We start from the raw sequence: 19895 nt of genomic DNA, 5'->3' as shown, positions 1-19895 counted from the left end.
TTGCCTGCAGGCAAAGATTTCCCGTTCGCCCAAGAGCGTTTTTTATTGCTTAGCGATTCGGTGACTGCTACGATTCAGGTGTCTAATCTGAGAAGCGTAGAAATACGTTCAGCCCTCGAAGCTTCGGTTTCGGGGGTTTCTCTTTGCTTACGTCCTCCTTTGTTGCTCTAGCCTCTGGTGTCATCCGCAGGGTTTACAGCTGTAAACTCCTGGTAGGATTTCTTGATGATGCCTTCGAGCTCACGGTCGAGCCACTCAGCAAATGCTGCGTTCTCCCCTGCCCTCTTGATGGACATCGCGATTGATCCGCGCCCCGACTTAATTGTGACGCCTGGGACCGGTGTTGCCTCCCTGCCCTCGCTTGGACGTGCGCCGCGCTGCGTAATCTCTCTCATAAGCTGCTCAAGGCGGTCATCTGACGATAGCTCGGCGTTCAACTTTGACAGGATTGCGAAGGATGATGCTGCATTTACCTTCTTGGATGCGAAGGCTTCTGCCAAGGCGGTCCATTTCGGCCGTCCCGACTTTGGAGCGGCTCCAATTTGATCGCCAACATCGTCGGGAATATTGTCCGTGACCTTGGTCAGGTGGGATAGCCCAGACGCGGAAAGGCTGAGAACTTGGCGGATGGTTTTGGTATCGTGACCAGCCGCCCGTATGACGGCGGCAAACCGCGCCTTTTCGTAAAACGACAGGTTGCGACGTGCCGCATTCTCAAGGCCTTTGGCGAGAAGAGCTGTTGCGTCATCGAGGTCCTGAACATTGGCGCGGACTTTCAGGCCGAGCTCTCGGCAGGCCTGCAATCTTCGGCGGCCATAGATGATTTCAAACCTACCCTCGGTCCCTGCCCTGCGAACCAAAATCGGAACCTGTTGGCCGTCGTCTTTGATGCTGGATCTAAGGGTTTCAAAGCCGTCGCCATCATCTTCAGAGTTTACAGCTGTAAACCCATCAAGGCGATCTTTGGGTCCCCAGTCATCAATGAGCGATGGGTCAAGCTCGCGAATGGCTGACAGCGACCCCTGCAGGGCACCCAAGGCGGGTGCTGTGGGTTTGGTGGTTCGATCTTTGGGTTGCGGGCTGGAATTGGCAATCGTCTTGGCAATGCCGCTTAGATCCTGAAGTGATTTACGTGCCATCAGCTACGCCCCCATGCTTGGTGAATCATTGCTTCAACCTCGCTGCCAATAGCATCCATGGATTGCTTGGCGCGGTCATAGGTCGCCCGTGTCATCTCTGAGCGCACGACTTCGTAGATTGATTGTTTGAGCATCGTGGCATCGCTGATTGCGGTGCTTTTGAGCGCAGTGGCTGTCATCACGCGGTCCAAAAAGAGCGCGCGCATGAATGAGGTCAACTGTTGTGACGGCACATCTGTTGGCTCGTCGCGGGTGATCAGAAACTTAAAGTGATCATACTGAAGCTCGGCACCCGCATCCTCGATGACACCCATATAGGCACCGGCAAGCTCAAGAAACTGGGCCGTGGATGACACGTCGAGCATTGAGGGCGTGAGAGGGACGATAAGGGACGTTGCGGCGGCCATGCCGGAGATCGTCAGAAAGCCCAGCTGTGGAGGGCTGTCCATCAAGACGATGTCGTACTGATCTTCTACCTGGGCCAATGCATTGCGGATGCGCAGGAAGAAAGGTTGGTCAGGGTTTGAGTTTACCGCTGATTCAGTCTCGAATTCGGAGAGCAGCAGGCGTGCTGGAGCAAGCGACAGTCCCGGAAAATACGTGGGCATAATGACGTCAGAAAATGGCACCGGATCATCGTAGCGGATCGCATCGTAGACGGTGAGGCCATCGAATTCGATTTCTGGATTGATGCCGCACATAGACGTCAGCGATCCTTGCGGATCCAAATCGACCACCAGCACGCGGTAGCCATGAAGGGCTAGGTAGTGCGCAAGGTGAATTGTCGATGTACTTTTGCTGCTGCCGCCTTTGAAGTTCATCAGCTGCCAGACTTGCAGTCGTTCGCCTTCTTTGCGGCCAGGGACGTATCTGCCCTTTGTTCGAGACGCTTTTTCAAGAATTTGGCGGGCTTCCCACAGCTCTTGGGCACTGTAGTATCGGCGGCCAGCGCGGACGTCTTTTGGCTCTGGTATCGTGCCTTCGCCGTGGACTTTACGCATGAACTGGCCCGACACGCCTAGTAATTCGGCGGCCTCTGGGGCCGAAAAAAGGCGCAGGGATTTTGTGTTGTCTGGCGCGAATGCAGAGAGCAGATGCTCACTGATCGCACGGTTTAGCCGCTCGGATATATCCGTTGCCAACTCTGATGGTCTGTCTGTTACGCTCGGTGTCGCGGGAATCATCTGGTTGCCCCAATTTGCTCAATGTGGCTTTTTTCGCGCCACTTGGGGATAAAAGGTGCGATTCACCTCTCTAAGTCAACGGTTTTCTTACATTTAGTGTCTATCATAGCGCAACGCGCAAGATAAGACACTATTGACTATCCACCAAATCAGTCGAAGTTTACAGCTGTAAACTCATTGGAGGGCGTCCTTCATTTGTCTGGCGATCGGATTTGGCGGCCATCTGGCTGGGCCAAGAGGCTAACGTCATAAGTTTTTTCGACGACGGAACGGTATTTCGCAATAGCGACTCTGGATCAATATCACCGAGCCTGAAAGGGCGGGGGAGGCGACTGACGCTGAAGCGAGACGCCTAACTCAGTCAATCCACACAACCCTACACCCCAATCCTCTTCACGCGGATCCCGAGCTTGCGTGCTTTGTCGACGATGTTCTCGGTGATCCCTGACCCTGGCGTTGCGATGAGACCCTGAGGTAGGATTTCCAACATCTTGTCGTTGCGCTTGAAGGGGGCTGCTTTGCCGTGGCTTTTCCAGTCGGGCTTGAACACCACCTGCGTTACACCCCGTGCATCTGCCCAACGCGCTGCGATCATCTCGGCTCCTTTGGGCGTACCACCATGCAGCAAGACCATGTCAGGGTATTTCTGATGCGTCGCATCAAGAACGGCCCAAATGAGATCGTAGGCTTGATAGTCCCCGCCTGAGAACGCGATGCGGGTGCCTTCAGGGCAATGCACTTCGGTTTCTTTGCGGCGCTTGGCTGACAGAAAGGCCCGACTGTCTACGACTGCGGATGTCAGACCTCTGTGCGAAACCTTTGATCCGGTTCGGGGCATCCAAGGCGAACCTGTCGCAGCTGAGAAGTGGTCACAAGCCAGATCGCGCATTTGCTCGAAGGCGTCGCGGTGGTCCCAGAGCTTCAACCCGATCATTTGCAGGCGTTCCAGCTCGACCGAGGCGACCTCGGAGCCGTCTTGCGCGCTCATGCTTTCACGGACATCGCATTCATTGTCATCAAGACGCCTTTGCAGATGGGTGAGGCGGCGATGAAACAGCGAGGTGAGGGACCAGAGCATTTCTTCGAGGTTGTCTTCCAACTGACTGTCGTCGAGCAGGCTGATGGTGGTGTCAAAGAGCGTCGCCATGGCGAGTTCGACCTGATCCGGCTGGGGCAGGGGGCGATGATCGGTCTCATCTGGTCCGGGCTTTGCGCCATGAAGAGCGAGGTGGTCGAGGATTGCGGATGTGAGGCCGTGATCTTCGGGGTTGGTTTTGTCTTGAAGGGGCATGGTCTTGTTCCTCTGTTTGATCTGACCCGATTTGGATTGGGCGATAACAGGGCCGGCGGCGACCGGACCGCATCCCTTTGGATCGCAGCGCAGCGGAGAATGCGCACACGGCAGAAAATTGTTTCGCGAGGAATGGCCCGCCTTCTTTCTTTGGCGGGGCAGGGGAATTTTCTGATGGGGGCGCATTGCGGTTTGAGCGAGGAGCACTCAGCTCCGACCCGTAGGCCCATCGCTCCCCTTATCCAAACGGGATCGGATTGAACGTTTTGGAACGCCTGCCACTGACAAAATACACCCCAAAGACTACGCTTTACCTCATATTCTCAGACACTTATCCCTTCATGGCTGCAAGAAGCGTGTTGCGAAGCCCGACTCTGCCAAATGCCAACAGATCTTCGTTGAAATCACCAAGCTCTGGGACCAAGTGCCTACACTCAATGCCCGATAATCCCAGATTGGATGCAAGAGTTTGCGCAGCGCGTTCTCCCGCCACGTCGTTATCTCGTGCGATCCAGATGCGCTTGATGCCTGACGGTGGAATGAAGAGGCCAAGATGCGTTGCGGTCAGACAGGAGGCGAGGTTGAACTCAGGAAGGGCTGTGCCAACTGACAGCGTGTTCTCAAGACCTTCGCCGACGATCAAATCGCCAAGATTAGACCCTGCCCAAAACCGAATTGCGTAGCCATGAAGCTGTCCCAGTATCCGTTTGGGATTGCGCAGATCTGCAATCCCGCCAATCGTCGGATCGAGATATGTCCGAGCACATCCCGTAATGTTGCCTTGATTGTCCGTGATCTTCGCCAGAAGGGCAGGGGAGTGCCACGGATGATTTGAGTCTAAGTCATCACCTCGCAGGTAGACCCGTGGGTGAAAGAGCAAGGCAGGCCCGAAGCGCATGAGAGCGCGTCGGTGCAGATAGGCCGCTGCCGCAGTTCCAAAGACAGGCCTGCCAGTAGCAAAGAGCTTGCGTGCTGATGCAATGCGTTTGGTTTCGGCCGCACCATCATCTTTCAACTTCCTCTTGGACGTCCGTTTTTCGGGAAGCGGCGCGTTTCCGAGGAAGTGCTGAGCCTCAAGAAGGGTTTCATGCAGGGATCGTGATCCAAGCTTGGCGTGCAGCAGATCAATGAGGTCACCAAATTCACCTGTGGCGTAGTCCGTCCAGCCACCCGGCTTGCGCCCATCTCCCGCGTTCAAGCGGATAACAAGGCTGCGGCCCGCGGCACCTGACGTATCGCCAACTTGCCAATAATTGCCCTGACGCTGTCCCTCCGCGAAATAGGCGCGGCAGAAACTCTCTGCTCGCGCCCCAAGGTCTGCTGCAATCTCAGCAACCGAAACGCGCCCCGTCATTGCGCCGTGTCACCGACAGCGATGCCAACGGGAAAGCGCGCCAAGAGGGCAGTCAATGCATCAGTGTTTTCTGAGGGTAGAAATACCCGCGTTTTCCATTGGATCACTTCGGTAAAGCAGCCCATGGTTTTCAATTCGGCGAGCATCGCGCCCGTGGCACCGATGACTTCCAATCTGGGCTGGCCCATGACAAGCGAGCGGCGCAGTTGGAAGCCGTTTACGAGGTTCAGTGTGGCACGGGTCTCCATCACGGCGCGCAGAACTTCATCGGGCTCCATTTGGATGTCATTGTCGAGCCCAAGTCTCGCATAAACGTTGATCAGCTGCTCCTGAGATACCAACCGCCCGATAGCGCGTTCACCGTCCTCGGTTTGCAGACGGTAAATCCGCATATTTTCGGCAGGCAGACGATCCCAGATCGGCAGGAGAAGGCCGCAGATCAGCGTGATTTTGGAAGTCGTGAACTCCGGTACGGCATCGACCTCGGCCTGCCAGACCTGTTCAAACGTCGTATCATCGACTTCCTGCCAGTTTGACATGTTGAACTCACCCAATTCGAACAAATCATAGGTCATTGGACGTAGCAGTTTGATCCGACGGATCGGAACACCATCCTCATCCATGTATGCTGGCGCCTGCGTCATCAGGCCCGCACGCTTTGAATTGGCGTTCCAACAGAGCTTTGCATTTGGCGTTCTGGCGCAAATGGACTTCGCCTTGGTGAGCGTCAGCGGCTCGTTGCGGTCCGTTCGTTCAATCGTAAGCGCTGTTGCCGTCGCGGCCGTCGCTTCATGCTCAAAAATGACCTTACGATCGACAATCACAAACCGTTCGGCGCGCAGGGTTTCAAGACCAACATCTAGCGTACCCGCCTGTCGCGCATCTTCGATGATCGCGGAGAGCAGTTCGCCAAAGGCGTCAAAGATTGCGTCCTGCATGCCAATCTTCAACGCAAGACACCTATTGAGGAACTGCTGGATGGGCGGAAGGACCTCTCTCATGCACCCGTCGGCATCATCAAGGGTTAGCCCCGTCACTTCCTGAAACCGCGCGAAAGAGCAGGCATCGATCTTACCTGCGCGCAGTTTGTAGAAGAACTGGCGCAGTGCCGCGCGCGCATAGGGGCTTTCAAGATTGTCCTCGGCGCGGAACATGTTCTGTCCGCCGGTCTCACGTTGGCCCTTTGTAATCGCACCAAGCGTGTCGAGGCGTCGGGCAATTGTGGACAAAAATCGCTTCTCGCCTTTGACGTTTGTGGCAACGGGGCGAAACAAGGGCGGCAGCGCTTGATTGGTCCTGTTGGTGCGTCCTAGACCTTGAATCGCGTTGTCAGCCTTCCAGCCCGGCTCCAGCAGATAGTGCACGCGCAACCGCTGGTTCTTCGCACCAAGATCCGCGTGATACGAGCGCCCGGTGCCACCTGCGTCTGAAAAGACCAGGATGCGCTTGGTATCATCCATGAAGGCTTGGGTTTCGCCGAGGTTGGAGGAGGCAGGTCTATTCTCGACCTTCAGGCGCCCCTCAAACGTCCGCACAATCCGGCGCTTGCGTCCTGTGACTTCTGCCACCACATCCCCGCTGAAATGCCATAGGATCTGATCCAGCGCTCCTTGCACAGGTGCCAATGCGCCAAGATGCTCGATCAGATCATCCCGCCGCTGTTCGGCCTCACGGCATATGATTGGCGTGCCCCTCGCATCCACCGCGGGACGGGATCGCAGATCCCCGTTTTCATCGGTGTAGGGCTCAAACAACTGTGTCGGGAAGGAATGGGCCAGATAATCCATGACGTATTCCCTTGGTGTGATGTCGACCTGTAGATCATGCCACTCAGAAGGGGGGATGCCATCGAGACGACGTTCCATCAGCGCTTCGCTGGTTGAGACGACTTGCACGACAGCGGCATGACCTGCTGCGAGGTCTCCCTCAATGGCTTTGATCAGAGACGGGCACTTCATGGCTGTGATTAAGTGATTGAAAAAGCGCTGCTTATTGCTTTCAAACGCTGATCGCGCTGCGGATTTCGCTTGCGGGTTCAATGTGCCGCCCTCGGACGAGATGCCTGAAGCTTCCAGCGCTGCTTCAAGATTGTTGTGAATGATCTGAAACGCGTCCGCATAGCTGTCATAGATTGCGACCTGGGCTGGCGTCAGATCATGAACCAGCATGTCGTATTCCACACCAGCATAGGACAGCGACCGCGCGAGATAGAGCCCCAAGGCTTTGAGGTCGCGCGAAATCATCTCCATCGCCGCAATGCCACCCGCTTCCATGGAGGACACGAATTCGGCTTGGGTCACAAAGGGAAAATCGCCTGTGCCCCACAGGCCAAGACGGGATGCATAGGCGAGATTGCCGACAACGGTCGCGCCAGTGGCGGAAGCGTAGAGGATGCGCGCGTCAGGAACGGCGTTCTGCAATGCCAGCCCCGCAAGACCTTGCTGTGATGCCTTCTTGTCACCGCGTGCTGATTTCTCACCAGCGGCATTCGCCATGGCGTGGCTTTCATCGAATGCGATGACTCCGTCAAAACCTTCACCGAGCCATGTGACCACCTGATCAAGGCGAGAGGCTTTGCCTTCGCGCTCTGCGGAGCGCAACGTCGCATAGGTGACAAACAAGATGCCCTCAGCTAGTCGGATATCGCTGCCTTGGCGAAACTTCGACAGCGGGACAATATCGCTCTCACGCCCACCCAGAGCCATCCAGTCGCGTTTGGCGTCCTCAATGAGCTTATCGCTCTTTGAGACCCAGACCGCACGCTTCCGGCCGTTCAGCCAATTGTCGACGATGATGCCGGCGACTTGCCGTCCTTTGCCACAGCCAGTGCCATCCCCAAGGAACCAGCCCTTGCGCAGGCGAAAGGCACCTTCATCGGTTTCAGCCGCGGCAACCAGCTGACCGGCAATCTCACTTGGCTTGAACCAACCCTTCAGATGACAAGCATGGGCGTGGCCCGCATAAATGACGCTCTCAAGCTGCGGCGCCGATAAAACACCATCACGCTTCAATAAAGTGGGAAGGAGGGGTTGATAGGTAGGCAGCGGCGGCGGGACAGACGCCATAGCTGCGGACTGCACCAGTGACGTTGGATGGGTGGCAGCACCCTCAATCTCGAAGGCTTGTAGTATATAATCCTCGTACACCGTGTCCTGCAACGAGCCTTGGGGATCGGTCCAGTCCTTTGGTTCATACACAAGCGGACACGCATCAACGCTGTCGAACGGATGCTTGGCGCGCTCTGCAGCGAGATCACGGGTTTCCTGGCGAGCAGCAGCGCGCAGCGCGTGCAGATTGAGCCGTGTCGCAGGTTTTGCAGCGGTCTGACGCACGCCAGTGGGGCAGGGGGGCATCACACTGGGCCGTTCCGGGCAATTGGCCAAAACAGCGGCCAACAGATCACCTGTGGTTTCGCAGAGCGGATGATAGACATCTTCTGCGTCAGTCAATGCCACGTCCTCGCCAGCGGATCGTTTGTCGATGACCGTAAGACGTGTATCGATACTCGTCCCGTGCCGCGCAAATACCTTGCCAGCAATGGCTGCCGAAAAGACAACGTCGGCGACTTCGCCAATGCTTCTGAAGGTCGACTCATGGCTTTTGGTTTTGGGTGCGAAGCTTTCGCCTGTGATCACAACGAGGCGTCCAGCGGGGGCAAGGCGTGCCAAAGCTGACAGAACGTGCTGACTGGTTGCTTTGCGGAACTTGCCGTCGACATGTTGGGCGGCAGAGAAGGGCGGGTTCATGACGATGACAGAAGGTGTAATCGCACGATTAAGCCTGTCGTCGATGGACGCGGCATCGTGTCCAGAAACCAGAGCATTAGCAAAGAGCGACCTCAGCACACCGCGTCGTACCTCAGCCAGTTCGTTGAGGGCGATGACTGCGCCAGCAATCTGCCCGAATACGGCAAGCATGCCGGTACCCGCAGACGGCTCAAGAACGAGGTCAGTTGCGCGAAACCCTGCGGCCTCAGCAACAATCGCTGCGAGGGGCAGGGGAGTCGAGAACTGTTGCAGACGGACACTGTCTTCAGAACGGCGCGTGTGTGAGGGCGCAAGCGCGGAAAGGCGTTCAACCATGCTGAGAAACTGGGCAGGGGAGGCGGCCTGCTTTCGCATCAATGCGCCGTAGCGCGCAATCATCATGATCTGGGCGATCTCGACGGCATCATAGGCGTCCTTCCAGACCCATGCGCCGTTTGTGTCACTTGCGCTGAAGGCATCCTCCATCGTCGTACGAAGCGTTTTGGCATCGATGGGTTTGCCAGTTTCGAAATGCTGCAGAAGGCTGTTTGCCGCGGCAACTAGGCGATGCGCCGTCTCAGATGAGGGCGGTTTTGCGTAAATAGTGTCGGTAAGCGCAGCCGTTTTGGGATGTGCATTCATGTCGTGTCTCCAATGTCTGAAAGCAGGAAAAGGAGGCGATCCAGCTTATCCGGATCGCCTGTACTTGTGGGTTTGGGGATGTCAGGCGGCTGGACGACTGAACTTCTCAGCGGTGCGGTCCTCGAGGTTGAAATAGAGATCCTCGGTCGCCTTCTTGAAGCCCGGCGGCTTTCTGGCCGCGAGGCACCGCACGGACGCACGGCAGCCTTCGCCATGCTCCATCGCAAAATGGGTGACCTGCGCGATGAGGTCGTCCATTCCCGCAGCTTGAAGCCGTTTTTCGGGGTAGCTGTCCATCATCGTGAACTTCGTCACGACAAAAGCGCCTTCGCGATGCGCTGGATATAGGGTGATCTTGTAGTCGCGTGTTTGTGCCATTTTGTGGCCTCCTATGACGGCTGCTGAGACAATCTCGTGCGTTGAAGTCCGCCAGCAGGAAAAGGCCGCCCTCAATCAGAGAGCGGCCTAAAATTTGATTAACAGGAGGGAAGGGACGTCAGTATTCTGATGGCAGAAGCAACGTCAGAACGCGGCGCGTCTGTTCCGGATCAGTTGGCACATCTGAGCCCATTTCATAATTGACGTCATACAAATCCACTTTAAACCAGATCGTTGTGCCAAAGACCTCAACCGCGCCAAACTCATGCCAGCCGTGGGGGTCATTGTCGGGCGTGAACGCCTCAAACGCTGCCACTTGGCGCGTGGCGGCCAGACGTGCGTCCGGACCCAAGGCTGCGACACCGGAAGTCATCACAAACTGACCTTTGGGCGTGTCTTCAGCATCGTTGAAGAACATGATCGATTTGCGGAATGCATCGTTTTGGGCTGCGATCAGTGCGGCCTCGGTCGTAGGGTTGTTTTGCAATACAGTAGTCATGGGTCGTCTCCGTGCAGGCGAGCTGAACCAATTTCAGCCTGGGGCACCCGCCAGTCGGAAAGGGCCGCCCTTTTTGCAAGGACGGCCCAAATAGATACTGCTGTCTGAAAGTGCTGGACTAAGCTGCTGTTTCGCTCAAGAAAGCTGGCAGCGCATCTGGCGCAGTATCTTCAACATCTGAGTCTGTTTCACCGTCATCTTCCGCTTCATCAACGTCTGACGGACTTGGCGAACTGGACGTCTCCACCAGATCATCGGCACCCTTGAATGCCATACCATCAGGAAGCCAGCGGGCCGTTTTGGAGGCAACCACTGCGTCAAAGCCTTCCGTTTCGGCGGCATTCTCAGCGAATGCACGTTCCATCGCGGCCGCAATATCGCCTTTGCGTTCTCTGCTGCGTTCCTCGGCATAATCGTCGCCGACAAGTTTACGGGCCATTGAGACCGCGTGACCTTTGTTGACCCGCCCCCAGTATGTCGAAGCTGTCGGGCGCCAACAGGCTGCAACATCGACGTCCAAACGCGCACCAATTTCCTCGATGATCGGGGTAGGGTGGTTGTCTGACAGAAGCTGCGGCTTGATCGCCAGACCCACGGCCCAAGCGAACAAGGCTTGCTTCTGGGGCCGGGGAAGCGCGGACATCGCTCGAAAGTCGTCTGGTTTTTCCAGCTCCATCCACTCGATCGCAAGATCCTGCTCCAGCGCATCAAGCATCTTTTGTGCGACCGTGTCGACGTGCAGGGTCTCACGGTTTTGGGCCAGGAACGGACTGATTGAGATATTGAGCGCCTCTGTTCCGTAGGAACGTGACAATGCCTGTTCACACAATGCATAGAGCATCGCATCAAAGGCCACGTCATAATCTGCAGCCAAATGCGCGCGCAGAATATGCTGACGCGAAGCACGCAGGTCATCTGCCAGACTTGCTGAGATACCATCTGCTTTGCGCAGCGTTGTCGCCGGGTCCGAGACTGGAACGGGTGCTGAGGACGTCGGAAGGGTCACATTCGGGCGGGTAACAATAATCTCCGCATCACCATCTACGGGATCTTCAGTCTGCTCCGCAGCGACGGGAATGTCCTCAGGACGCACCAAACCCTTCTCGACCCGCAATGCGCCGTCATGACCAATCGTGACGACGCACCCTGCGATCGCCTGATCCGCAGTTGCGTAGGGCTGACGCGCCTTCTGCAGGGCTTCGATTTCGCGCAGCCGCGGCTCAATGGCGTTATATTCATCTGCCTCGGCATCCGTCCAATCTGCACCGTCACTAGCCGCTGCCAGTTCTTCTTCTCGTGCCATCAGAGCATTCTCTTCGGCCAGCAGGTCAGCATCAGGTTCAATGTCTTGTGGATAGACGCGCCCAAAACTCCGGAAGGCACCGTAATCGATGGACAAGTGCACTTCGACCCACTTCCAATCTGCTTCGTATACTTTTGCCGCGTCTTGAAGCTTTTCGACCGCAAGACGTTCCAGAAGCTCAGGGTTTTCCATATGGGCTGCCGCATTATCGTCGAAAAGGTCACGTAACAGGACACCACCTGCCGCTTCATAGGCCTCAATGCCGACAAAGCGCCCGATGCTTGAACTGGCAGAATGTGCCGTCTCGGTCAGCTGACGTTTGATGGACTGCGGATGAATGTGATAGCTGTCTTTGACTGCGTTCCAGACCGTCAATTGACGATCATGATCATCGGTCAAGGTGAACGCCATGACGCATTCCAGTGTCAGCTCACCGGCGCGGAATTGCTCGATAAGTTCTGGCGCGATACGGGCCAATTTGAGACGACGGCGCACCAGATCAACACTGACGCCAAACTTTAGTGCAATGTCGTCTTCTTTGCGGCCCTCGGCGATCATCTGCGCAAATGCTTCGAATTGGTCTGCAGGATGCATGGCCGCGCGCTGGAGATTTTCCGTTGTCGAAGTGACAATCGCGTTTTGCTCATCTTCGACCAAACACGAGACAGGATGATCGTTCGGGATGATACCATCAATTGCCAGCTGCTTGAGCGCCTTCAAGCGACGACCACCTGCATCCACTGCGAATTTCCCGTCAGGCAACACATGAACGACAAGGTTTTGCTTGATACCGTTTTCGCGAATACTGGCGAGAAGTTCTGCGTCGTCGGTCGCACTCGCCGCAACTTTGCGCACATTGAGCTGGCTAAGTTCCAACTGATCCAGCGGGATCATGCGGAGGTCCTGGGTCATTGCGATCGCGGTCGTGGCGGCGTCAGCAGTTTTAGTGGCCACCGGCGGCTTTGTAATCTTCGCTTTGGTTTGGGATTTTGCCATGGGTTTCGTCCTTTTGGACGGGCCCGGATGAGACTCTCTCAATCCTTTCAAGCCCGGCAATCGGGCTTCCCTTTCTCTGGCTCTTATAGAACTTAGAGCTAGAGCGAAGTTCATGATATTTGCACCGAACGTTTATAGCCATAGAAACATGACAGTTGAGGCGCGGCGGATAGCTGCGGACGCAACACCCAAAGCAAACGTCTGGCAATAGCTTGGACTCTATTTAGTGAGGCGGTTCTATTTTAACACCAGTGAATATGCCCCTCGCGAAGCCAAAAATGTGACCCGCATCCCGACTTACGCCAAACGGATGGCCGAAGGGTCGGTGCGTCCCCGTTCTTGGTCTCGAGTGACCAATTCGGCTTCACCTCAGACAGAAGCATCAATTCCAGATCGTCTCCGCACCCGCATGGACACCGCATGGCTGCTGACCAATCATCGCCTTCATCGCGGCAAAGATAGACATGTCGTGATGGAATCGGCGCAGGGGGTGTGTCGTCGTCTATGACTATCAGCCGCCTTTTTGGGCCATGGCGCTGCCAAATTGAACGGAACCAGAAACGGAAATTCATGCTGCATCCTTTCGAACGGGCTGTCCAAGATCGGGTAGTCCGAGCAGTGGCTCGAGAAGCCCTCGGCCCAGTTCGTTGATGTCGCCAGTTTCAAAGTCATCGTCGGAGCTAAATTCAACTTCGCCTGCCGCGTGCGAAAAGAGTGTCCGCACAAACCCTTCATTGCCATCCAGCCGGTAGGGATATTGTCGCTCGACCCATTCCAGAACCGCGTCAGATGCAGCTCTCATGTTCAACGCCATGACTGACGGTGCCTCTTCATGGACGCCCTTGATGTAACCGGCTGCGATCTCTCGTTCGGCAGCGTCAGGCGCATTCTCAAGCAAATATTCCCGCCGTAGACCTTCAGCGGTCACAACGCCACGATCTGTCAGGTTGGGACCGTCTGGTCTAACGTAATCAATGCGGCCGCAGACGTCAGCAACATGCGGATGGCCGTCGGTATCCTTCCGTGTTGGAATCGTGACACCGAGGTCGATCAAGGGAATTAGACAACTTTGCGAAATCAGTTCGGCGATGCTTCGGCCAGCCATGCTGTCGACACAGGAGAACAACACGTTTGCTGAAGATGCGGCGATCACCGCTTCTCGGCTTTCAATCGACGTATCGATGATGGTGACCTTGGTATCAGGCGAATATCTCGCAATCGCCTCAGCCATCATCCGTGTCTTGGACCGGTTCGCGTCGGCGTCGGCGACGGTGGAATTTACGATGCGGTTAAGGTTCTTCCGCTCAATCGTATCGAAGTCAATCAAGACCAGATGGCCGATACCTTTACGCGCCAAGAGTTCAGCCATCAGCGATCCAGTGCCAGATACGCCAATAACGCAGGCAGTTTGACGTCCAAAGGAAGCGGCCATCTGCGCGCCGAAAGGCATGACCGGGTTTTCAGTTATTGCTGCGACATCGGTGATGTTCTGCCCGATACGCCAGGTCCTGCTGATTTGCATCGCCTCACCTGTAGGGTTGTAGACACGAGCTTTGATCGCGCCGTTCGGCGTCATGATCGCAGACCCATGGTAAAAACCATTTGCCTCTATAGCGGCGAACAGACTGGGCATGGTTGAGCGATCGCTTGCATCATCAATCTTGGAAAAATGTAGCCAACCGCCGGGATGGCTGTGAATGAGCACGATTGCATCGCCGTGAAGCTCGGCGATGTCGATCGCCTCCTCGATGCTCGCACCAGGCCAACTGATGTAGTCCGGCTTCCGCACTATGCATGCGCAATCGGGCACATCCAAGATTTTGGAGACGATCAACCGCTCACGATCTTGACCGGTATATCTGCAGATCAAGATGGCAGCAGATTCAAACCCGTCGCCGGGGAAAATCATGCTTTGAAGCACTTCGTGTTGGCACTCGGTAAGGGTGAGACTTCCAGTCATTCGCCAACTTCCTTCAATAGAGCGGCCTCAATCACGGCGAGATGCGTCATTACACTGTCCGTTGCCGGGTTCCATCGTGTTTGGCCATTCAAGTGGCGTGACCATTGCTGGAAGGTCTGACCGGCGATCGCGGTCCGCCCTGAAGTTTCTCCAATCCCGCCACCGGATTTCAAAATTAGGTGGGGGAAGCAGTGAAACATGTCGATCTCAGCGCGTGGATATGTTGATGGCACATCAATCGCGATATCGACGACTGAATGATTGTAGCCTTCAGGCAAGACGTAGTTGCGCAGAAGTAGCCAGCGTCGTCCGCCGTCGACGAATGTTTCCCAGTGCAGACTGCGCTCATAGAGATACGCCTCGTCCTTCTCTAGAAGCGCGAACTCTCGGCGGGGCGCAGTATGCGCCTCGCCGTTGTTGATCTGAGCTGGCGTGAGCCGAAGCTTCTCGATCCCGGGTAGCGTGAGATCAATGGTGTCGTTCAGCGCAACCTGCAGCTTCGCTTCACCCTTGCGCTTCAAGATCGCGATCCATCCTGTACTGGGATCAAACCCCGCCTGTGTCAGAGCATCTTTGACCACTACTACGGGCGTAGTCAGGGTCAGCAATACACCTTGCACATTGAGCTTCCACGATGGTTGGCGCGAGACCAGCCGCTCAAGACCCTTGCCAGACAACCTGACCGAGTCGTCCTCAGTAAGCTCCTTGTCTGGCGCATCGTTGCGCTCAAGAAAAAGAGACTCATGTTCCGGAATGCGGGCAACAAGACGGGTGAGCGCAACGGAGATCGTCGAGGCACCCCAGCTGAAGCGGCGTCCGTTCGTGACGAAGTTCAAGAGCCGGTCCGTCTTAAAGGCGAAAAAGCGCTCCGGACCTCGTTCCCGCAGATCGAGCGTCTCATCGATGGCAATTTCTTCGAGTTTACCGTTGCGGGGCAGGTAGAGCAAAACATGCTCGTCGGCCGGGAAGCGTTCGAAAGCCTCAAGAATCTGCCGACCTGTTGGTTCGGCGTCGCTCAGAGTGCGTTTTTCGTCAAAGCCATCACCATCCCACAGCCGCAGGCGGTAGTTCGTTGCATCAGGAATTTGCGCGTTTGGCTGGTCGCGTACCCAGTCTTCAATGTCGACAATGTCAGTCATGACGTGTGTCCTATCGTTCTGCGGAGGCACCATGCCAGCGCTTAATCCACATGTAATAGCTAAATATTAGCTAGTCAATGGCTGTAAACAGAATGTTTTTTGTTGACTTTTGTTCATGAAAAGAGCATATAGCAGTCCGAAGGAGTGCCGAGATGTCCAAGAAAACCATGACATTGAACCTGACAGAGGCCGAAATGGCCGTGCTGGAGGAGCTGTGTGACAAGAAAGATTTGAGCAAGACCGTCCTGCTCAGACAGGCGCTGCGGCTTTATCAACGTGTCGAGGAGCGCCTCGAAAAAGGCGATAAGCTTTTCTTTGAGGACGAAGCGTCAAAAGAGAAGGCGGAGATCATGATGCTATGATCGCGACCGCCCCTTCTGATAAAACGCCCGTCTGGCTGATAGACAGAAGAACCCAAAAGGCCGTCGATGCGGAACTTTGGCATGGTATCGTCGACAAGAACCTCGCTGATTGGGAAGCCGAGTGGATTCCTGATTTGCAACGTCGGCTCAAACTTCTGAATCAGCAAAAAGTCGAGCGCCGGTTCTGGCCGCAAAGCAGGCATTGGGATTGGCGAGACAAGCTGCGCGAGATTGAGCGTCGGCTGGCTAATTTGTCCTTTGCCATCGTGGCGGAAGACATGACCCAAGCCATGATGACAATTGATCTCACCAAACGTGCTCGGATGCCGGGCCATGATGGTCAGCATCTCGTCTACATCGATTTTCTGGAGGCCGCGCCCTGGAACCGAAATGATCTCGCAGAAGAACCCGCCAAATTTGGCGGCTGCGGCTCAATACTTATCAACGCAGCTATCCAGCAAAGTATGTTGGAGGGCTTCAAGGGTCGGATCGGACTTCACTCACTGCCGCAAGCGAACAACTTCTATGCCAACGCCTGCGGAATGACCGATCTGGGACAAGACGCAACCTATGAAAACCTGCGCTACTTCGAGCTAGACCCCGACAGCGCGCGCAGTTTCATTGAGAAAGGAAAAGGAGAATGACATTCGATATCAACAAAACTTGGTGCCGCAATGCAGGTGCCAGAGAAGACGGTCTTGATATTGGAGCAGGCGTTATCGCTGCAGACCCAATGTTCATACATGAGGGTGGCGCCGATGAGAGCCCTGAAGCGTCCCGACTTGCTCTGGGCCGGTTCATAAACCTCATGCGCCGCAATCAAGGACTGTCGATAGAAGCGCTCGCCGGGAAGGCAGATATTGAAATCGGAGAACTTCTCAGTCTCGAGAATAATGCTTCACATCTGCCTGATGTGCGAACGCTCTATCAGCTGTCCGAGGTCTTTGGCGTATCCCAAGAAAAGCTCATGGGTTTGTCAGGGCTTACACATACAAACGATGACGACTATGTCGAGGAGGCTGTTCGATACGCAGCAAAATCGGCGTCGGTGGAGGTTCTCTCCGAGGATGAGCATGCGATTTTGAATGGGCTAATTTCAGTCTTGAGCGAGAACGCAAAGCACAAATAGCAACGAGGATGATCGTCAAGTGGCGAAAAACGTAATCATAAAGACGAAAAACGCGCTTGATATTGATCGCAAGGTTGAACGGGTCCTCAAGGATCTTGGCAATCCTGAACCACCACTTGATCTCGAAGTAGTGCGCGACCTTCTGAAGCTCGACTTGGCATACTACACTGCCAAAGACCCAGGTGTTCTCCAAGAAGTCATTTCCAAAATGACAATGGCGGGCAAGCAGGTGCTTGCCCGCCCATCCCGTATTCTGGACGCGGTGCGGAAATTTGACCTGCGAGCCCTCTATATTCCTGATCGAAAGAAGATCCTTCTTGATAAAGATCAACCAAAGCTCAAACACCGTTGGCATGAAGCCCACGAAGTCGGTCACAGTCTCTTACCTTGGCACAACGGCGCGATGATGGGAGACAATGAGCACACACTTATCCCATCTTGCCACGAGAAGCTGGAAGCCGAAGCGAACTTCGCCGCTGGCCGGCTACTCTTCCTCCGTGACCGTTTCGCTGAGGAGTGCCTTGCTCAAGATCCATCTTTCGATGCTCTCAAGGAGCTAAAGCAGACCTATGGCAATACGCACACGACAACTTTCTGGCGTGGAGTAGAGACTTGGGGCAAGGAGCGGCCAATCGTTGGTCTGGTTACCGACCACCCCCACATAGTCCATCGGGGAACAGACTTTGATCCAAATGCGCCCTGCAAGCACTTCGTGCAATCTTCAGCATTTGCCGAGAAATTCTCATCTGTCCGCGAAACAGAGATCTTCGATGAAGTGGTTGATTACTGCAAAGGGAATAAAGGCGGACCTTTAGGGGAGGCCGACGTCGTGCTGACAGACGACAACGGTGACCAGCACCTATTCCATTTTGAAAGTTTTTCCTTCTACTACCAGACTCTAACGTTAGGTGTGTACCAAGCTCCATACAGTCGCTTGACCTCCGTTGCCTGACGTTTCATGGTTTTCAGGGAAAAATTTATAAGTAGAAGCTATCGGGTTTGCACCCGCAGCAGGCAGCAGAATGTCGCTTATGGGTCGATTGAGCAGGGTAGCAATTTCAAAGCTCATCAGAACATTTTGAAGCGCAGTATGCCCTGATGCGTGCTGGATTTAACATAAACCTCATTATGCGAAAAAGAACAAAGAATGAACACGGGTCCTCTTACCCTCACCGTGAGCTGAACACTAAGCAACCGCCCCCCAAAATGAGGTCTTCTTTCCATGAGACTGTTTCAAGCCATCAAGATAAGCCTCATGCGTATCAAATTGTGCGAAGTCGTCAACTCTCGCGGCTAGGTTCTTGCACTCACGCAAGTGACGCGCAGCATGGCGATACCGTTTGACCCGTGAATTTTGCAACGCAAAATCGATCAAGCCGCGTTTCAAAAGTGTGGCGGCCAGTGGATGGCGATCCTCAAGGGCGTCGGACACCGGTCCCAAAAGCTCATAGTGATTTCCATCAATCTCTGCGGCACGGTTTGTGATAAGAACTGCAGCCTGCTCAATCGCGGGCCAAGTCATCAGAAAATGGAGAGCTGTCGTGAAACTCTCAAACCCAAGCGCGTGTTCAAGGGCTCGGCTCTCTGCTTCGACGTCTTCAAAATCAGGTAGTCCGCTGAGCCATGCGCGTAGATGGTCTGCATTTAGGCTGCGTGCAAAACACGTCCACATAAAGTCCCGCGCCACCTCGGGCTGCCCCATCGCGCGCATCACGCTGATCCGGGTCACTTCCCAGTCATAGGGAATCCATCCGCGATCTTTCTCATCGGGCGCATTGATGGCCTCCCATGCTTCCTCAACCCGCCCCGCTTCAAGAAGACGACGCGCGATTTCAGCAGCAACCTGTGGTGCCTTTCGTGCCAGATCACTTTGTTGGTCAATGTAGGCGTCTACATCACCTTCGACATCCGCAATCTGCTCGAGCGCCATGCGCAGCGCGTAGTTGTTCGACAGATCAATTCCCGAAGTGGTGATCCCAGCTTTAAGGTGCTGCAATCCTTCTGAACCCAAGACTGAAGCAAGACCTGATATCAAAGTTGGATAATGCCCATAATCATCATCGGCCAAGGCCTCCAGCAACTGGTCTGCCAGGACAAGCGGGTCCGGCGCGGCAACCTCGGCCATATCGATCAAGCCTTCACAGGCTTCGTAAAAAATCGACTGCACCTTGCCCGTACTGTCATCGCAACGTTCATAGACCCCATTCGCAAGAGCCACGAACCGCCAAATCAGATCAAACGCCCCTGCTGGATCGACCGGCCCAACTTGAGAAACGATGGCGCGTCTCTGCATGTCTAAGTCAGCCGCGAAAGCATTGCGGCCCTGCCAGTCAATAAACGATCGTGATCTTGCAATGCTACTGAGCCGCTTGCGGATCTCCCGAGCGACATCTCCGGAACCGGCTTCGCTTGCCAGCTCCAGCCTCAGCTGCCGCTTTGCGTCAGCATTACCTTTGGTGATATCAAGAAGAAGGTCGGCCAACCGCTCAGCGCCGAGCGCCGCAAGGTTCTTTGTATTCAATGTAGTCTTCGAAGCCATGCAGGAAATTTAGGTCAATATGCAGCTCGAATGCCAGCCCCCTCCTCAAGTTTATGACCATCGCAGATTTGGGAAGACCTGCCCTTCGCTGCATAGCGCATGAACTGACACAGTGCGGACAAAGCGCCATTTTGCTGCGGCTGCGCAAATGGCTGCTTTAGGCCTGGCGCACCAATAGAACATTGCAGCAGGACACGTCGGTTAATCCGTATAGCTTCGGCAGGCATCGACCCC

The 19895-nt window shown here is 55.2% G+C and carries 17 protein-coding genes; 4 read left to right on the top strand and 13 right to left on the bottom strand.

Annotated elements, in window-relative coordinates; genetic code table 11:
- Nucleotides 1–167: 167 nt before the first annotated feature.
- The 11 genes from repB to ACGYLX_RS17305 form a co-directional block, all read right to left on the bottom strand.
- The gene (repB, locus tag ACGYLX_RS17355; RefSeq protein ID WP_007120936.1) at nt 168–1139 is read right to left on the bottom strand and encodes a plasmid partitioning protein RepB; all 972 of its coding nucleotides are present in this window, start codon (nt 1137–1139) and stop codon (nt 168–170) included.
- Nucleotides 1139–2323 (bottom strand): plasmid partitioning protein RepA, encoded by a 1185-nt coding sequence (gene repA / locus ACGYLX_RS17350; protein WP_040701888.1) that lies wholly within the window; start codon nt 2321–2323, stop codon nt 1139–1141. The genes repB and repA overlap by 1 nt, the downstream gene beginning before the upstream one ends.
- Nucleotides 2324–2699: 376 nt before the next feature.
- On the bottom strand, nt 2700–3614 hold the full coding sequence (locus ACGYLX_RS17345; RefSeq protein WP_007120938.1) for a DUF2493 domain-containing protein: 915 nt from the start codon (nt 3612–3614) through the stop codon (nt 2700–2702).
- A 331-nt stretch (nt 3615–3945) separates the two neighbouring features.
- Nucleotides 3946–4968: a toprim domain-containing protein gene (locus tag ACGYLX_RS17340; protein WP_007120939.1), complete on the bottom strand. Its 1023-nt coding sequence runs from the start codon at nt 4966–4968 to the stop codon at nt 3946–3948.
- Nucleotides 4965–9356, bottom strand: coding sequence for a strawberry notch-like NTP hydrolase domain-containing protein (locus ACGYLX_RS17335; RefSeq protein WP_176248650.1), 4392 nt, complete (start codon nt 9354–9356; stop codon nt 4965–4967). The genes ACGYLX_RS17340 and ACGYLX_RS17335 overlap by 4 nt, the downstream gene beginning before the upstream one ends.
- Before the next feature lie 81 nt (nt 9357–9437).
- The gene (locus ACGYLX_RS17330) at nt 9438–9734 is read right to left on the bottom strand and encodes a hypothetical protein (RefSeq protein ID WP_007120563.1); all 297 of its coding nucleotides are present in this window, start codon (nt 9732–9734) and stop codon (nt 9438–9440) included.
- 118 nt (nt 9735–9852) lie between these two features.
- Nucleotides 9853–10233 carry a DUF3768 domain-containing protein gene (locus tag ACGYLX_RS17325; protein WP_007120564.1) on the bottom strand — a complete coding sequence of 127 codons (381 nt, stop codon included), beginning with the start codon at nt 10231–10233 and terminating at the stop codon, nt 9853–9855.
- 118 nt (nt 10234–10351) lie between these two features.
- On the bottom strand, nt 10352–12532 hold the full coding sequence (locus tag ACGYLX_RS17320) for a ParB/RepB/Spo0J family partition protein (protein ID WP_007120565.1): 2181 nt from the start codon (nt 12530–12532) through the stop codon (nt 10352–10354).
- Between the two features lie 242 nt (nt 12533–12774).
- A complete protein-coding gene (locus tag ACGYLX_RS17315) occupies nt 12775–12954 on the bottom strand; it encodes a DUF6527 family protein (RefSeq protein WP_394450997.1) in 180 nt (59 codons plus the stop codon).
- A 146-nt stretch (nt 12955–13100) separates the two neighbouring features.
- The gene (locus ACGYLX_RS17310) at nt 13101–14492 is read right to left on the bottom strand and encodes a ThiF family adenylyltransferase (protein ID WP_289091960.1); all 1392 of its coding nucleotides are present in this window, start codon (nt 14490–14492) and stop codon (nt 13101–13103) included.
- Nucleotides 14489–15631, bottom strand: coding sequence for a multiubiquitin domain-containing protein (locus ACGYLX_RS17305; RefSeq protein WP_289091961.1), 1143 nt, complete (start codon nt 15629–15631; stop codon nt 14489–14491). The genes ACGYLX_RS17310 and ACGYLX_RS17305 overlap by 4 nt, the downstream gene beginning before the upstream one ends.
- 152 nt (nt 15632–15783) lie before the next feature.
- Between ACGYLX_RS17305 and ACGYLX_RS17300 the strand changes: the two genes are divergently transcribed.
- From ACGYLX_RS17300 to ACGYLX_RS17285, 4 genes are read left to right on the top strand one after another with little or no spacing between them, the layout of a single operon-like run.
- Entirely contained in the window at nt 15784–15993 is a 210-nt protein-coding gene (locus ACGYLX_RS17300) for a ribbon-helix-helix protein, CopG family (protein WP_067296767.1), read from the top strand.
- On the top strand, nt 15990–16637 hold the full coding sequence (locus ACGYLX_RS17295) for a hypothetical protein (RefSeq protein ID WP_289091966.1): 648 nt from the start codon (nt 15990–15992) through the stop codon (nt 16635–16637). Before ACGYLX_RS17300 ends, ACGYLX_RS17295 begins: the two co-directional genes overlap by 4 nt.
- Entirely contained in the window at nt 16634–17122 is a 489-nt protein-coding gene (locus tag ACGYLX_RS17290) for a helix-turn-helix transcriptional regulator (protein WP_289091967.1), read from the top strand. The genes ACGYLX_RS17295 and ACGYLX_RS17290 overlap by 4 nt, the downstream gene beginning before the upstream one ends.
- 19 nt (nt 17123–17141) lie before the next feature.
- Nucleotides 17142–18074 (top strand): ImmA/IrrE family metallo-endopeptidase, encoded by a 933-nt coding sequence (locus tag ACGYLX_RS17285; RefSeq protein WP_289092277.1) that lies wholly within the window; start codon nt 17142–17144, stop codon nt 18072–18074.
- A 234-nt stretch (nt 18075–18308) separates the two neighbouring features.
- Here the strand turns inward: ACGYLX_RS17285 and ACGYLX_RS17280 are convergent, their stop codons facing one another.
- Nucleotides 18309–19661, bottom strand: coding sequence for a DUF6880 family protein (locus tag ACGYLX_RS17280; protein WP_007120570.1), 1353 nt, complete (start codon nt 19659–19661; stop codon nt 18309–18311).
- Between the two features lie 14 nt (nt 19662–19675).
- On the bottom strand, nt 19676–19895 hold a 220-nt coding region (locus tag ACGYLX_RS17275), incomplete at its 5' end, for a hypothetical protein (protein ID WP_394450972.1).

Source organism: Sulfitobacter sp. 1A13496, from assembly GCF_043557225.1.
Lineage (GTDB): Bacteria > Pseudomonadota > Alphaproteobacteria > Rhodobacterales > Rhodobacteraceae > Sulfitobacter > Sulfitobacter faviae.
This window is presented reverse-complemented; position numbering and strand designations above follow the sequence as displayed.

Excerpts from the sequence above, each read along its gene's own strand:
- ACGYLX_RS17295 (WP_289091966.1), top strand. The coding sequence starts at position 15,990 with ATGATCGCGACCGCCCCTTCTGATAAAACGCCCGTCTGGCTGATAGAC.
- ACGYLX_RS17335 (WP_176248650.1), bottom strand. The coding sequence starts at position 9,356 with ATGAATGCACATCCCAAAACGGCTGCGCTTACCGACACTATTTACGCA.
- ACGYLX_RS17320 (WP_007120565.1), bottom strand. The coding sequence starts at position 12,532 with ATGGCAAAATCCCAAACCAAAGCGAAGATTACAAAGCCGCCGGTGGCC.
- ACGYLX_RS17325 (WP_007120564.1), bottom strand. The coding sequence starts at position 10,233 with ATGACTACTGTATTGCAAAACAACCCTACGACCGAGGCCGCACTGATC.
- ACGYLX_RS17300 (WP_067296767.1), top strand. The coding sequence starts at position 15,784 with ATGTCCAAGAAAACCATGACATTGAACCTGACAGAGGCCGAAATGGCC.
- ACGYLX_RS17280 (WP_007120570.1), bottom strand. The coding sequence starts at position 19,661 with ATGGCTTCGAAGACTACATTGAATACAAAGAACCTTGCGGCGCTCGGC.
- ACGYLX_RS17340 (WP_007120939.1), bottom strand. The coding sequence starts at position 4,968 with ATGACGGGGCGCGTTTCGGTTGCTGAGATTGCAGCAGACCTTGGGGCG.
- ACGYLX_RS17290 (WP_289091967.1), top strand. The coding sequence starts at position 16,634 with ATGACATTCGATATCAACAAAACTTGGTGCCGCAATGCAGGTGCCAGA.
- ACGYLX_RS17305 (WP_289091961.1), bottom strand. The coding sequence starts at position 15,631 with ATGACTGACATTGTCGACATTGAAGACTGGGTACGCGACCAGCCAAAC.
- repB (WP_007120936.1), bottom strand. The coding sequence starts at position 1,139 with ATGGCACGTAAATCACTTCAGGATCTAAGCGGCATTGCCAAGACGATT.
- ACGYLX_RS17310 (WP_289091960.1), bottom strand. The coding sequence starts at position 14,492 with ATGACTGGAAGTCTCACCCTTACCGAGTGCCAACACGAAGTGCTTCAA.
- ACGYLX_RS17330 (WP_007120563.1), bottom strand. The coding sequence starts at position 9,734 with ATGGCACAAACACGCGACTACAAGATCACCCTATATCCAGCGCATCGC.
- ACGYLX_RS17315 (WP_394450997.1), bottom strand. The coding sequence starts at position 12,954 with ATGCGGTGTCCATGCGGGTGCGGAGACGATCTGGAATTGATGCTTCTG.
- ACGYLX_RS17345 (WP_007120938.1), bottom strand. The coding sequence starts at position 3,614 with ATGCCCCTTCAAGACAAAACCAACCCCGAAGATCACGGCCTCACATCC.
- repA (WP_040701888.1), bottom strand. The coding sequence starts at position 2,323 with ATGATTCCCGCGACACCGAGCGTAACAGACAGACCATCAGAGTTGGCA.